Source organism: Pantoea sp. SGAir0175 (assembly GCF_043547855.1).
Map to the genome: position 1 here is coordinate 3236129 of NZ_CP028081.1, position 13308 is coordinate 3249436.

Here is a 13308-nt window from a genome sequence, read left to right on the forward strand (position 1 = left end):
TAGAGGAAAATTGACCCAGCAAGTTTAACGGAATGGGCCAGAGCCGCAAAGCGCCCGCAGCAGGGAAAAGCGCGACGCCGCGCTGACGTCCAATTGCCGGCGCGATTTTGTGAGTTCGGTTGTAATTGCGATGTAAACAGATTGATAAATTTCGTGCGCTGCTCTAAACCTTATCACTAACAGGTCAGACCTCTTACAACTTACGGAGCGGTTCATTATGTTGCTTGCCTCGATCATCGCGACGCTGGTGTTAATTAGCGCCCTCTTCTACCATCAGGTTTCACTGCGGCTCAGCAGTGCGATTGTGCTGCTGTGGACCGCGGCACTGGCCGCCACCGGTCTGTGGACGCCGTGGCTGCTGCTGCCGCTGGCCATAATTCTGCTGCCTTTCAACCTGCCGGCGATGCGCCGCAGCATGTTCTCTAAGCCGGCTCTGCACAGCTTCCAGAAGGTGATGCCGCCGATGTCGCGCACCGAAAAAGAGGCGATCGACGCCGGCACCACCTGGTGGGAAGGCGATCTGTTTCGCGGCAAACCGGACTGGCAGAAACTGCACAACTATCCGCAGCCGCGCCTGACCGAAGAGGAACAGGCGTTTCTGGATGGCCCGGTGGAAGAAGCCTGCCGCATGGCTAACGACTTCGAAATCACCCATGAAATGGCCGATCTGCCGCCGGAGCTGTGGGCTTACCTCAAGCAGCACCGCTTCTTTGCCATGATCATCAAAAAAGAGTACGGCGGTCTGGAGTTTTCCGCTTACGCGCAGGCGCGTGTGCTGCAAAAACTGGCAGGCGTGTCCGGGATCCTGGCGATCACCGTCGGCGTGCCGAACTCGCTGGGTCCGGGTGAACTGCTGCAGCATTACGGTACCGATGAGCAGAAAGATCACTACCTGCCACGCCTCGCGCGCGGCGATGAAATCCCCTGCTTTGCGCTGACCAGCCCGGAAGCGGGCTCCGACGCCGGCGCCATTCCGGATACCGGCGTGGTGTGCATGGGCGACTGGCAGGGCCAGCAGGTGCTGGGCATGCGCCTGACCTGGAACAAGCGCTACATTACCCTGGCGCCGATTGCCACCGTGCTCGGCCTCGCCTTTAAGCTCTCCGACCCCGATCATCTGCTGGGCGAAACCGAAGAGCTGGGTATTACCTGTGCGCTGATCCCGACCCATACGCCAGGCGTTGAAATTGGCAGACGTCACTTCCCGCTAAACGTGCCGTTCCAGAACGGGCCGACGCGCGGCAAAGATATCTTTGTGCCGATCGATTACATCATCGGCGGTCCGGCGATGGCCGGTCAGGGCTGGCGTATGCTGGTTGAGTGCCTGTCGGTAGGACGCGGCATTACCCTGCCGTCTAACGCCACCGGCAGCCTGAAAAGCCTGGCGCTGGCGACCGGTGCCTACGCGCACATTCGCCGCCAGTTCAAAGTCTCTATCGGTAAAATGGAAGGGATTGAGGAGCCGCTGGCGCGCATCGCCGGTAACGCTTACGTGATGGACGCGGCGGCGACGCTGATCACCAGCGGCATTATGCTGGGCGAAAAACCGGCGGTGCTGTCAGCGATTGTTAAATACCACTGCACCCATCGCGGCCAGCGCGCCATCATTGATGCAATGGATATCGCCGGCGGTAAAGGCATCATGCTTGGCGAGAACAATTTCCTGGCGCGTGCCTATCAGGGCGCCCCGATCGCCATCACCGTTGAGGGCGCGAACATCCTGACGCGCAGCATGATTATCTTTGGCCAGGGCGCAATCCGCTGCCATCCGTGGGTGCTGGAAGAGATGAACGCCGCCGCGAAGAACGATCTCGTCGCCTTTGACCGTGCGCTGTTCAGCCATATCGGCCACGTCGGCAGCAATAAAGTGCGCAGCCTGTGGCTTGGCCTGACCGGCGGCCGCACCAGCGCTACGCCAACCCGTGACGCGACCCGCCGCTACTATCAGCAGCTGAACCGCCTGAGCGCCAACCTTGCGCTGCTGTCGGATGTGTCGATGGCGGTGCTGGGCGGTAGCCTGAAACGTCGCGAACGTATTTCGGCACGCCTCGGCGATGTGCTGAGCCAGATGTATCTGGCATCCGCCACGCTGAAACGCTATGACGATGAAGGCCGCAACGAGGCGGATCTGCCGCTGGTGCACTGGGGCGTGCAGGATGCGCTGCATCAGGCGGAAGTGGCGATGGACGATCTGCTGCGCAACTTCCCGAATCGCCTGGTTGCGGGTGCGCTGCGGCTGGTGATTTTCGCCGGCGGCAAACACTGCCCGGCACCGTCCGATAAACTGGATCATAAGCTGGCCAAAATGCTGCAGCTGCCGTCCGCAACCCGCACCCGTCTGGGCCGCGGCCAGTATCTGACGCCGAGTGAGCACAACCCGGCCGGTCAGCTGGAGCAGGCGCTGCAGGATGTGATGGCGGCGGAAGTGATTCACGATCGTCTGTGTCAGCAGCAGAAAAAACACTTCTCCTTCACCCGGCTGGATGCGCTGGCCCAGCGCGCGCTGAAAGAAGGCTGGATTGACGAGAGTGAAGCGAAGGTGCTGACGCGAGCCGAAGCCAGCCGGCTGAAGGCCATCAACGTGGATGATTTTGCGCCCGAGGCGCTGGCGGTGGCCAAACCGGACAGCAAACCCAAACCGAGCGCCCGCCCCAGCGAAGCGGCGTAACCGCACAAAGCCTCCAGCCGGAGGCTTTTTTATGGCCTGCGGCAGCGGATAAGCGCACTCAGCGTCTGTGCCAGCCACGTTTAGACGTCTAAGCGTCTCGATTGCCAAGTGTTAACATCCTGTTTATAGTGGCTGCAGCACAAGGTTACTCCGCAACGACATTCGCGCTTAAGGCACCCGATGATGACGCAGCCCAACCTGATCCCCGAGAGCAAACTACCGGCGCTCGGCACCACCATTTTTACCCAAATGAGCGCCCTCGCCGCCCAGCACAACGCCATCAATCTGTCACAGGGCTTTCCCGATTTTGACGGCCCGCGCTATTTGCAGCAGCGCCTGACACATCACGTCAGCGAAGGCGCTAACCAGTACGCGCCGATGATTGGCACCCTGCCGCTGCGCGAGGCGATCGCCGATAAAACCGCAGATATGTACGGTCACCGGCCGGATATCAACAGCGACATCACCGTGACGGCGGGCGCAACCGAAGCGCTGTATGCCGCGATCACCGCGCTGGTGCGGCCGGGCGACGAGGTGATCTGCTTTGATCCCAGCTACGACAGCTATGCGCCGGCGGTTCAGCTGGCCGGCGGCGTGCTGAAACGCATCGCGCTGCAGCCGCCCGCTTTTCAGGTCGACTGGCAGGTCTTCAGCAGCCTGCTCAGCGTGCGCACCCGGCTGGTGATCGTCAACACGCCGCATAATCCGTCCGCCACCGTGTGGCACGCCAGCGACTACGCCGCGCTGTGGCAGGCGATCGCCGGACAGGAAATTTATGTGCTCAGCGATGAAGTCTATGAGCACATCTGTTTTGATGAGCAGGGCCATGCCAGCGTGCTGGCACATGCCGACCTGCGTCAGCGCGCCATCGCAGTCTCATCCTTCGGCAAAACCTTTCATATGACCGGCTGGAAAGTGGGTTACTGCATCGCTCCGGCGGCGATCAGCGCCGAAATCCGCAAAGTGCATCAGTATCTCACTTTTTCAGTGAATACCCCGGCGCAGCTGGCGATTGCCGATATGCTGCGCCAGCAGCCGGAACATATTGATGCGCTGCCGGCATTCTATCGCGCCCGGCGTGACCGCCTGACGCAGGCGCTGGCCGCCAGCCGGTTTAAGGTGCTGCCCTGTGCCGGCACCTATTTCCTGCTGGTGGATTACAGCGCCATTTCCGATTTGGATGATGTCAGTTTCTGCCAGTGGTTAACCCGCGAAGTGGGCGTGGCGGCGATTCCGCTGTCGGTGTTCTGCGCGGACCCTTTCCCGCACAAGCTCATTCGCCTGTGCTTTGCTAAACAGGAAGCGACGCTCGACGCCGCTGCGGAGCGTTTATGTCAGCTTTAAAACTTACCGTATTACAGGAAACCCTGAGCTGGATGGATGGCGCGGCCAACCTGCGTCATTTTGATGAGGTGCTGCAGGGCTTGACGGGCCGCGATGTCATCCTGCTGCCGGAGATGTTTACCACCGGCTTCGCCATGGAGGCGGCGGCCAGTTCGCTGCCGCAGGATCAGGTAGTGGCGTGGCTGCACGGTCATGCCAAAGCCCTGAATGCCCTGGTCGGCGGCAGCGCGGCGATTCAGAGCGACCAGGGCGCGGTAAACCGTTTCCTGCTGGTGGAGCCCGACGGCACGCTGCACCAGTACGACAAACGCCATCTGTTCCGCATGGCCAATGAGCACCAGCACTATGTGCCCGGTGAAACGCGCAAGGTGTTCCACTGGCGCGGCTGGCGTATTCTGCCGCAGATTTGCTACGACCTGCGCTTCCCGGTGTTTTCGCGCAACCAGAATGATTACGATCTGGCGCTGTACGTCGCCAACTGGCCGGCACCGCGCGCGCTGCACTGGCAGGCGCTGCTGCTGGCGCGCGCCATTGAGAATCAGGCCTATGTAGCCGGTTGTAACCGCGTCGGCAGTGACGGCAATCAGCATCAATACAGCGGCGACAGCCGGATTATCTCGCCGCAGGGTGAGATCCTCGCGGCCGCTGAACCCTTCGCCCGCGCGCGCCTCGATGCCGAGCTGTCACTGGAGGCGCTGCGTGACTATCGCGAGCGCTTCCCGGCCTGGCGCGACGCCGATGAATATACGCTGAAGTAATCTTTTAGCCGCATCCCTGCGATGCGGCTTCCACATATCCTCCTGCCCTGTTGTTTCCTGTGTGGAAACATTCTATGTTGTGCGTTACAATGTTTCCACCCTGGAACAGTTCGAGGGAATGATGCACATTATCTCAGGGAAAGTGTTTAGCGAAGCGATTCAGGCCTCCAACAATCTGATTAAAGCCGTGCCGCTGCTGGGCGGGAGTCAGTCCAGAGCCGATTATGAACAGGCGCTTGAACTGGTGGAATACCTGGTTGAGCATCAGCCGGGGCATCCGCTGATCGAGATGCTGGCCGTTAAAGTCGCGAAGTATGAAGAAACCGCAGCGGAATTTGCCGCGTTTAATGCACGCACTCAGGCGCTGCCGGGTGGCGTGGCGCTGCTGCGGGTACTAATGGACCAGCACGGTCTGAATCAATCCTCTTTCGTGGCAGAAATCGGTCAGCGTTCGTATGTGAATCGCATTCTGAAAGGCGAGCGCAGATTAACGGATAAGCATAAGGCGGCGCTGGCGCGACGCTTTAATCTGCCGTTTGAGGCATTTCGTGAGGCATAAGCAGGAATGAGCCGCAGCGCATGACGCTGCGGCTCAGGGGATTACAGATCGAACCGGTCGAGGTTCATCACTTTGGTCCAGGCGGCCACGAAGTCGTTAACGAACTTCTGCTTCGCATCGCTGCTGGCGTAAACTTCCGCCAGCGCGCGCAGGATGGCGTTAGAACCAAACACCAGATCGGCGCGGGTGGCGCTGTACTTCACTTCTCCGCTCTGACGATCGCGGCCTTCGAACAGCTCAGCGCTCTCATCGGTGGCGCGCCATGCGGTGCGCATATCCAGCAGATTGATGAAGAAGTCGTTGCTCAGCACGCCCACGCGATCGGTAAACACGCCGTGCGCGCTGCCGTCGAAGTTGGTGCCCAGCACGCGCAGACCACCCAGCAGTACCGTCAGCTCTGGCGCGCTCAGCGTCAGCTGTTGCGCTTTGTCCAGCAGCAGGGTTTCGGTGGAAGAACCGCCCTGTACGCGGCGATAGTTACGGAAACCATCGGCCAGCGGCTGCAGTACGTTGAATGACTCGACATCCGTCTGGTCCTGACGCGCATCCACGCGGCCCGGCGTGAACGGCACCTGCACTGCGACACCTGCCGCTGCTGCCGCCTGCTCAATCCCGACGCTGCCCGCCAGCACAATCACATCCGCCAGCGATGCTTTACCTGACTCCTGCTGAATCTTCTGCAGCACCGGCAGCACATCGCGGGAGACGCTGGCGTTGACCGCCCAGCCGTTCTGCGGTGCCAGCGCCAGACGGGCACCGTTCGCGCCGCCGCGTTTATCGCCGCCACGGAAGGTGGAAGCAGACGCCCAGGCCGCAGAGACCAGCTGGCTGACGCTCAGACCCGAAGCGGCAATTTTTGCTTTCAGATCGGTGATGTCATCCGGCGTCGGCTGATGCGTGGCCTGCGGTAACGGATCCTGCCACAGCAGATCTTCCTTCGGCACTTCCGGACCGAGGTAGCGCGCTTTTGGCCCCATATCGCGGTGCGTCAGTTTAAACCAGGCACGGGCGAAGGCTTCGTTGAACGCCTGCGGATCGTTAAGGAAACGACGCGAAATCTTCCCGAACTCCGGATCGAAGCGCAGCGTCAGGTCGGTGACCAGCATGGTCGGCTTGCGTTTTTTCTCTGGATCGAACGGATCCGGGATAATCGCTTCGGCATCAACCGCTTCGAACTGAATCGCGCCCGCCGGGCTGTGCGTTTGTACCCACTCATATTTGAACAGGTTCTCGAAGAAGTAGTTGCTCCACTGCGTTGGGGTTTGCGTCCATACCACTTCCAGACCGGAAGTGATGGCATCGGCACCGGCACCGCTGCCGTAGCTGCTGTGCCAGCCCAGACCCTGCGCTTCCAGCGGCGAGGCTTCCGGATCGACGCCCACGTGGCTGGCCGCAGCGGCACCGTGCGTTTTACCCAGCGTGTGACCGCCGGCAATCAGCGCGACGATCTCTTCATCGTTCATGCCCATGTTGCCGAAGGTAGCGCGAATCGCCGGGGCCGCCGAGCGCGGATCACCGCTGGCTTCCGGACCTTCCGGGTTCACGTAGATCAGGCCCATTTCCGTCGCACCGAGCGGCGCGTTTGCCAGGCTTTCCGGATGGCGGTGCGCCAGCCATTCGGTCTCATGTCCCCAGTCCACGTCCATGTCCGGTTCCCAGACATCTTCACGACCGGCACCAAAACCAAAGGTACGGAAGCCGGCGTTTTCCAGCGACACGTTACCGGCAAGAATGTAGAGATCGGCCCAGGAAATTTTCTGGCCATACTTCTGTTTCACCGGCCACAGCAGACGACGCGCTTTGTCGAGGCTGACGTTATCCGGCCAGGAGTTGAGCGGCGCAAAGCGCTGCTGGCCACGTCCGGAACCGCCGCGACCGTCGATGGTGCGGTAGGTGCCGGCGCTGTGCCATGCCATACGGATAAACAACCCGATGTAGCTGCCCCAGTCGGCAGGCCACCAGGATTGCGAGTCGGTCAGCAGCGCACGAATGTCGGCTTTCAGCGCGGCGTAATCCAGCTTGCTGAACTCTTCACGGTAGTTGAAAGTGTCACTGAGGGGGTTAGAACGGCTGGAATGCTGGTTTAACAGATCGACGCGCAGCATGTTTGGCCACCAGTCGCGGTTAGTGGTCCCGCTTCCGGCGCCACGCGCTAAAACGCTTTTCTCTTCCGATGCTCCATGATGAAAGGGGCATTTTCCTGAGGCGGCTGCATTATCATTATTTTCGGGCGTGCTCATTTCTCGGCTCCATTGGCTTCACGTTGTCCGGTTAAGATAACCGCACCGTGTTGCAGAATATATTTGGATGGACCGAAGGTTTTGATAGTTACTGGCTTTCAAGCGCAAGGTTTGTGATAGAGAGCACGAATTTCAGGGCGCATAGATACACCTCATGATGGATCGGGTTATACCGGTGCGCATGAATGCGCACCCTACGGAACCGCACCACGACTTTGCCGGGTCGCCATCATGACTAACGGTCACACAGGTGAGCAAAAATTGACAGCATCATGCCGGTGCGCATCAATGCGCACCCTACGGAACCGCATAACGATTTTACAGGCGCGCCATTTATGGCGACCTGGATCAACTCCCGCGGTAAGTCGACCACGACCATGGGGAAATGAGGAACGGCAGGTGATAATGGCTGCCGGCGGAGCCAATCACAAAATCAATCTGCGCGCTCACATACAGCGCATCACGCCCGTCGGCGGCGAAATAGTCACCGATCTCCGCGGTTAAGCGATAGTGGCCCGGCGCCAGCGGTTCAGGCGTGAGATCTTTGATGCGCCCGTCGCTGTCGGTTTCGCCCTCGGCCACTGGCAGCCATCCCTCAGGGCTGTTCTGCTCCAGCGACATCGCGACGCCAATCGCCGGTTTGCCCAGCGCGGTGTCGAGAATATGGGTGGTGATGGTGCTCATGTAATGCTCTCCTTAAGCCGTAACAGGGTAATTTCCCGCAGCTGCGCCAGCGCTTCCTGCTGCTCAGTCTCCTCATCATTGTTGAGCCTGCGCTGCAATTCCGCCAGCATCTGTTCACCGCTGCGCCCTTTGGCGCGAATCAGAAACACCCGGCCGAAGCGCTGCTCATAGCGCTCATTACCGGCCAGCATCGCCAGCTGCAGCGCACCGTTAGCCTGCTGCATCGCCGCCTGTTCCTGCTGCGACAGCGCGGCCTCTTTACCCGCGCCCTGCGCTTTTTCGCCGATGCGCGGATGGGCGCTCAGCGCCTGTTGCAAGGCGTCGCCCTGCCACGCCAGCGCCAGCTGTTGCGCAGTGGTGTACAGCGCCGTCAGGCTGGCGAACGGCCGCGCCGCCACCAGCGCCTGCTGCCAGGCGGGAATCGCCACGCAGTGGGCAATCGCCGCCTGCGCCTGCGCGACGCTCGCCTGATTAAAATCGTTCAGATCCATTTCCCGGCTCCTTTAGCTGCGCGCCAGATCGCATACCGCCTGCAGAAAGGCCTGCACGCCGAGCGCCACATCGGCCACCTGCACAGATTCCGCCGGATGATGGCTGATACCGCGATGGTTACGCACAAAAAGCATGCCCACCGGCCAGCGCTCAGCCATCGCGATCGCGTCGTGACCGGCTCCGCTCGGCAGCGCCAGACTGCGCCCCTGTACGGTTTCTACCGCATGGCTCAGCGCCTGCTGCAGCCGCGTATCACAGGCGGTGGCCGCGATGCGATAGTACTCGTTAGCGCTGAAGCTGAGCCCGCGCCGCAGCGCGATAGCTTCCGCCTGGGTCAGCAGGCTGGAGAGCAGACGTTCCAGCGGTTCATCCTGCGGTCCGCGCACGTCCAGCGACAGCTGCACTTCGCCAGGAATAACGTTGACGGCGCCCGGCAGACAGCTCAGCGTGCCCACCGTAGCCACCAGCTGCGCATCCTGATCCTGCGTGGCCTGTTCAACGAACACCATCCACTCGGCTGCCGCTGCCAGCGCGTCTTTACGGTGGATCATCGGTACCGTGCCGGCATGACCCGCCTCACCCGTGAAGCGGCAGTTGAGGCGGCGCGCGCCATTAATCGCTGTCACCACACCGAGCGCCAGATTTTCCTGTTCGAGGCACGGTCCCTGCTCAATGTGCAGTTCGAGATAAGCCACAATGTCGCTCACCTCACGTGCCGCCTGCGGGATCAGCGCTGCGTCCAGGCCGAGGTCCTGCATCGCCTGCGCCACCGTAATGCCGTTGCCGTCCGGATGCGACACCCAGCTTTCCGGCCAGCTGCCGGTGAGGCCGCGGCTGCCGAGCAGCGTGATGCCAAAGCGCGTGCCCTCTTCATCGCCGAAGCCGACGATTTCAATCGCCAGCGGCAGGCGCTGCTGATGGTCGTGCAGCCACTGTACGGTTTCGATGGCGCTCAGCACGCCCAGCATGCCGTCGTAACGTCCGGCGTTGCGCACCGTATCAAGGTGCGAGCCGAGCAGCAGCGCCGGTGCACCCGGCTCTGCCGCCTCGTAGCGTCCGCAGATATTGCCGACCGCATCCTGCCAGGTGTGCATGCCCGCCGCCTGCATCCACTCAGCAACGCGCGCGTTGGCGCGCACCTGCTCCGGCGACAGATAGACGCGGGTCAGCCCCTCTTCGCTCTCACTGATTGCTGCCAGCGCGTCACAGCGCGCCATCACCCGCGCCGCCGCTGACTGCGCCTCACCGGCGCTCATCAGGCTATGACTCATGCGTGGCTCCCGTAGTGGTCCCAGGCAGCCTGCAGCGCCGCGCCCTGAGTAGTGCGGAAACCGACGTGATTCAGCACGGACTCCAGCGCGCTCAGCGTTAGCATCACGCAATCTTTGCGCGCGTTGTAGCCCATGGTGCCGATGCGCCACACTTTGCCGTGCAGCGGACCGAACGAGGTGCCAATCTCAATGCCGAAATCGTCCAGCATCAATTTGCGTACCTGGTCGCCGTTGATGCCCTGCGGGATCACCACGCCAAGCACGTTATTCATCTTGTGTCTGAGATCGCCAAAGGTTTCCAGCCCCATGCCCTGAATACCTTTCAGCAGCGCATCACCGTGCAGCTTGTGACGCGCGATGCCGTTATCCAGCCCTTCCTGCAGGATCAGACGGGCACATTCGCGTGCGCCAAACAGCGCCGAGGTGGCTTCGGTATGATGGTTGAGCCGCTCCGGTCCCCAGTAATCCATGATCATGCCGAGATCGAAGTAGTTGGAGTAGATCATCTCGTCGACGCCATCCTGATGTGCGTCGGTACGGATGCCCTGCTCCACGCACTTACGCTGACGGATCACCGCTTCCATTTGCGGGCTCAGAGTGATCGGCGAGGTGCCGGACGGACCGCCGAGGCATTTCTGCATCCCGGCAGAGACCGCATCCAGCCCCCAGGCATCGGTTTCCAGCGGGTTGCCGCCCAGCGATGCGGTGGCATCGGTGTACAACAGCACGCCGTACTGGCGACAAATCGCACCGAGCTGCTCCAGCGGTTGCAGCATGGTGGTTGAGGTATCGCCCTGCACCGTCAGCAGCAGGCGCGGTTTGACTTTTTTGATCGCATCTTCGATCTGATCCGGGGTAAATACCTCGCCCCACGGCACCTCAATGGTATGGACTTCCGCGCGGCAGCGACGGGCGATTTCGCACAGCAGATGGCCGAAGCGGCCGAACACCGGCACCAGCACTTTATCGCCCGGACGAATCGCCGACAGCAGGATGGCTTCGATACCGGCGCGTGAGGTGCCATCAATCAGCAGGGTCCAGCGGTTTTCAGTGCGGAATACGCCACGGTACAGCGCCATCACCTCGTTCATATAGTGCGTCATCGCCGGATCGTACTGCCCAAGCAGCTGGCTCGACATGGCGCGCAGCACGCGCGGGTCGGCGTTGATCGGGCCCGGTCCCATCAGCAGACGCTGTGGCGGATTGATTTGCGAGAACTGGCTGATATCCATGAGGGGTTCCTTATTGTTCGGTTACAGACGCACGGTCGAAATAAACTGCTTCAGCTCGGCGGTTTGTGGATTTGCAAACAGCGTTTTGCTGTCACCCTGCTCCCACACGCGTCCCTGATGCATAAACACCACGCGGTCGCCCACGTCGCGGGCGAAGTTCATTTCATGGGTGACGAGAATCAGCGTCATGCCTTCGGCGGCCAGCTGCTCCAGCACTTTCAGTACTTCACCCACCAGTTCCGGATCGAGCGCCGAGGTGATTTCGTCACAGAGTAAAACTTTTGGCTGCATCGCCAGCGCGCGGGCAATCGCCACGCGCTGCTGCTGACCGCCCGACAGGTTGGCCGGGTAGTAATGGAGGCGCTCGCCGAGCCCGACTTTTTCCAGCATCTGCGTGGCCAGCGTGCGGCACTCCGCCTCGCTCTTTTTCAGCACGCGGCGCGGTGCCAGCATCACGTTTTCCAGCGCGGTCATGTGCGGAAACAGGTTAAAGTTCTGAAACACCATGCCTACCGAGCGGCTGATTTCACGCGCCTGCGATTCACGATCGGTAATCGTCATGCCGCCCAGTTTAATACTGCCTTCCTGATAGCCTTCCAGCCCGTTCATGCAGCGCAGCAGGGTACTTTTGCCAGATCCGCTGCGGCCAATGATGGAGATCACTTCGCCGTTGTCGATATCCAGATCGACCCCTTTCAGTACGTGGTTATCACCGTAGTACTTCTGGACCTGATTAATGGTGATGAGCGGCATTGAATTTTTTCTCCAGGTACTGGCTGTAACGTGACAGCGGATAACACATCAGGAAGTAACCGAGCGCCACCAGGCCAAACACCTTGAAGGGCTGATACGTCACATTGTTGAGAATGGTGCCGGCTTTGGTCAGCTCGATAAAGCCGATAATCGACGCCAGCGCGGTGCCCTTGATCACCTGCACGGCAAAGCCGACGGTCGGCGCGATGGCGATGCGGATCGCCTGCGGTGCCACCACGCGATACAGTGTCTGGCCAAAGTTCAGGCCGAGGCAGCGCGACGCTTCCCACTGCCCTTTTGGCAGCGCGCGAATGCTGCCGTACCAGATATCCAGTAAAAACGCGCTGGTATACAGCGTCAGCGCCAGTGACGCCGCCGTCCAGGGCGCGACGTCGATGCCGAACAGGCCGACGCCGAAGAAAGCGAGAAACAGCTGCATCAGCAGCGGCGTGCCCTGAAACAGCTCGGTATAACAGCGAATCAGGCGGGTGAGCCAGCGACGCTGCAGCAGACGCAGAAACAGCAGCGGCAGTGTTACCAGCGTGCCGCCGAAAAAGGCCACCAGCGACAGCAAAATCGTCCAGCGCGCCGCCAGCAGCAGGTTGCGCAGGATGTCCCAGTCAGTAAACGTTGTCATGCCGGCTGCGCTCCAAACCATTTGCGACCCAGCGCCAGCAGCAGCTGACGCATGGCAATCGACAACGCCAGATAGATCAGCGTGGTCACCAGATAAACTTCAAAACTCAAAAAGGTGCGCGACTGAATCAGGTTGGCGGCAAACGTCAGCTCTTCATACGAGACCTGCGACACCACCGACGAACCGAGCATCACAATAATGCACTGGCTGACCAGCGCCGGATAAATGCGCTGCAGCGAGGGCGGCAGCACCACGCGGATGAAGGTTTGCGTGCGGCTCAGCCCGAGCACGCGCCCGGCTTCCCACTGCCCGCGCGGTGTCACCTGGATGCCGGCACGGATGATTTCAGTGCTGTAGGCGCCAAGGTTAATCAGCATCGCCAGCAATGCCGCTTCACCCGCCGTTAGTTTCAGACCGAGATTGGGCAGACCAAACACGATAAAAAACAGCTGTACCACAAACGGCGTGTTGCGAATCAACTCGACGTAGATGCCCCACAGGCGGCTGGCCCAGCCCGGTTTGCCGCTGCGCAGTGCCGCGCCGAGAATACCCAGTCCGACACCGCCCACCGTCGCCAGCACCGTAAGCTGCACCGTGACCCACAGTCCGGCCAGCAGCTCTGGCCAGTGCGGCCAGAGATCTGCAAAGTTAAGTTGCCCAATCATTGGCC

Annotated in this window: 12 protein-coding genes; 4 read left to right on the forward strand and 8 right to left on the reverse strand. The window is 60.9% G+C overall.

Going from position 1 to position 13308, the window contains the following annotated elements; translation table 11 throughout:
* Positions 1–217: 217 nt before the first annotated feature.
* The 4 genes from fadE to C1N56_RS15285 all read left to right on the forward strand — a co-directional run bounded on the left by fadE (position 218) and on the right by C1N56_RS15285 (position 5329).
* Positions 218–2668: an acyl-CoA dehydrogenase FadE gene (gene fadE, locus C1N56_RS15270; protein ID WP_058776018.1), complete on the forward strand. Its 2451-nt coding sequence runs from the start codon at positions 218–220 to the stop codon at positions 2666–2668.
* 183 nt (positions 2669–2851) lie between these two features.
* Positions 2852–4012, forward strand: a complete 1161-nt coding sequence (locus C1N56_RS15275; RefSeq protein ID WP_394517484.1) for a pyridoxal phosphate-dependent aminotransferase — start codon at positions 2852–2854, stop codon at positions 4010–4012.
* Entirely contained in the window at positions 4000–4770 is a 771-nt protein-coding gene (locus tag C1N56_RS15280) for an amidohydrolase (RefSeq protein ID WP_132466332.1), read from the forward strand. The genes C1N56_RS15275 and C1N56_RS15280 overlap by 13 nt, the downstream gene beginning before the upstream one ends.
* 118 nt (positions 4771–4888) lie before the next feature.
* Positions 4889–5329, forward strand: a complete 441-nt coding sequence (locus C1N56_RS15285; protein WP_230201085.1) for a helix-turn-helix domain-containing protein — start codon at positions 4889–4891, stop codon at positions 5327–5329.
* Between the two features lie 41 nt (positions 5330–5370).
* On the opposite strand, the gene katG is transcribed toward C1N56_RS15285, so the two are convergent.
* The 8 genes from katG to C1N56_RS15325 form a co-directional block, all read right to left on the reverse strand.
* Positions 5371–7569: a catalase/peroxidase HPI gene (gene katG, locus C1N56_RS15290; protein WP_394516842.1), complete on the reverse strand. Its 2199-nt coding sequence runs from the start codon at positions 7567–7569 to the stop codon at positions 5371–5373.
* Between the two features lie 348 nt (positions 7570–7917).
* Entirely contained in the window at positions 7918–8253 is a 336-nt protein-coding gene (gene uraH / locus C1N56_RS15295) for a hydroxyisourate hydrolase (RefSeq protein WP_021507290.1), read from the reverse strand.
* Complete coding sequence (gene uraD, locus C1N56_RS15300; protein WP_021507291.1) at positions 8250–8744, reverse strand: 2-oxo-4-hydroxy-4-carboxy-5-ureidoimidazoline decarboxylase; 495 nt, start codon at positions 8742–8744, stop codon at positions 8250–8252. Before uraD ends, uraH begins: the two co-directional genes overlap by 4 nt.
* A 12-nt stretch (positions 8745–8756) precedes the next feature.
* Positions 8757–10016, reverse strand: coding sequence for an allantoate amidohydrolase (gene hpxK / locus C1N56_RS15305; protein WP_394516843.1), 1260 nt, complete (start codon positions 10014–10016; stop codon positions 8757–8759).
* Positions 10013–11248: a pyridoxal-phosphate-dependent aminotransferase family protein gene (locus C1N56_RS15310; protein WP_058781166.1), complete on the reverse strand. Its 1236-nt coding sequence runs from the start codon at positions 11246–11248 to the stop codon at positions 10013–10015. The genes hpxK and C1N56_RS15310 overlap by 4 nt, the downstream gene beginning before the upstream one ends.
* 21 nt (positions 11249–11269) lie before the next feature.
* On the reverse strand, positions 11270–12001 hold the full coding sequence (locus C1N56_RS15315; protein WP_215786505.1) for an amino acid ABC transporter ATP-binding protein: 732 nt from the start codon (positions 11999–12001) through the stop codon (positions 11270–11272).
* A complete protein-coding gene (locus C1N56_RS15320) occupies positions 11982–12638 on the reverse strand; it encodes an amino acid ABC transporter permease (RefSeq protein WP_394516844.1) in 657 nt (218 codons plus the stop codon). The genes C1N56_RS15315 and C1N56_RS15320 overlap by 20 nt, the downstream gene beginning before the upstream one ends.
* Positions 12635–13303 carry an amino acid ABC transporter permease gene (locus C1N56_RS15325; protein WP_021507296.1) on the reverse strand — a complete coding sequence of 223 codons (669 nt, stop codon included), beginning with the start codon at positions 13301–13303 and terminating at the stop codon, positions 12635–12637. Before C1N56_RS15325 ends, C1N56_RS15320 begins: the two co-directional genes overlap by 4 nt.
* Positions 13304–13308: the final 5 nt, after the last annotated feature.

Excerpts from the sequence above, each read along its gene's own strand:
- C1N56_RS15325 (WP_021507296.1), bottom strand. The coding sequence starts at position 13,303 with ATGATTGGGCAACTTAACTTTGCAGATCTCTGGCCGCACTGGCCAGAG.
- katG (WP_394516842.1), bottom strand. The coding sequence starts at position 7,569 with ATGAGCACGCCCGAAAATAATGATAATGCAGCCGCCTCAGGAAAATGC.
- C1N56_RS15310 (WP_058781166.1), bottom strand. The coding sequence starts at position 11,248 with ATGGATATCAGCCAGTTCTCGCAAATCAATCCGCCACAGCGTCTGCTG.
- C1N56_RS15315 (WP_215786505.1), bottom strand. The coding sequence starts at position 12,001 with ATGCCGCTCATCACCATTAATCAGGTCCAGAAGTACTACGGTGATAAC.
- C1N56_RS15280 (WP_132466332.1), top strand. The coding sequence starts at position 4,000 with ATGTCAGCTTTAAAACTTACCGTATTACAGGAAACCCTGAGCTGGATG.
- hpxK (WP_394516843.1), bottom strand. The coding sequence starts at position 10,016 with ATGAGTCATAGCCTGATGAGCGCCGGTGAGGCGCAGTCAGCGGCGGCG.
- uraD (WP_021507291.1), bottom strand. The coding sequence starts at position 8,744 with ATGGATCTGAACGATTTTAATCAGGCGAGCGTCGCGCAGGCGCAGGCG.
- fadE (WP_058776018.1), top strand. The coding sequence starts at position 218 with ATGTTGCTTGCCTCGATCATCGCGACGCTGGTGTTAATTAGCGCCCTC.
- C1N56_RS15320 (WP_394516844.1), bottom strand. The coding sequence starts at position 12,638 with ATGACAACGTTTACTGACTGGGACATCCTGCGCAACCTGCTGCTGGCG.
- C1N56_RS15275 (WP_394517484.1), top strand. The coding sequence starts at position 2,852 with ATGACGCAGCCCAACCTGATCCCCGAGAGCAAACTACCGGCGCTCGGC.
- C1N56_RS15285 (WP_230201085.1), top strand. The coding sequence starts at position 4,889 with ATGATGCACATTATCTCAGGGAAAGTGTTTAGCGAAGCGATTCAGGCC.
- uraH (WP_021507290.1), bottom strand. The coding sequence starts at position 8,253 with ATGAGCACCATCACCACCCATATTCTCGACACCGCGCTGGGCAAACCG.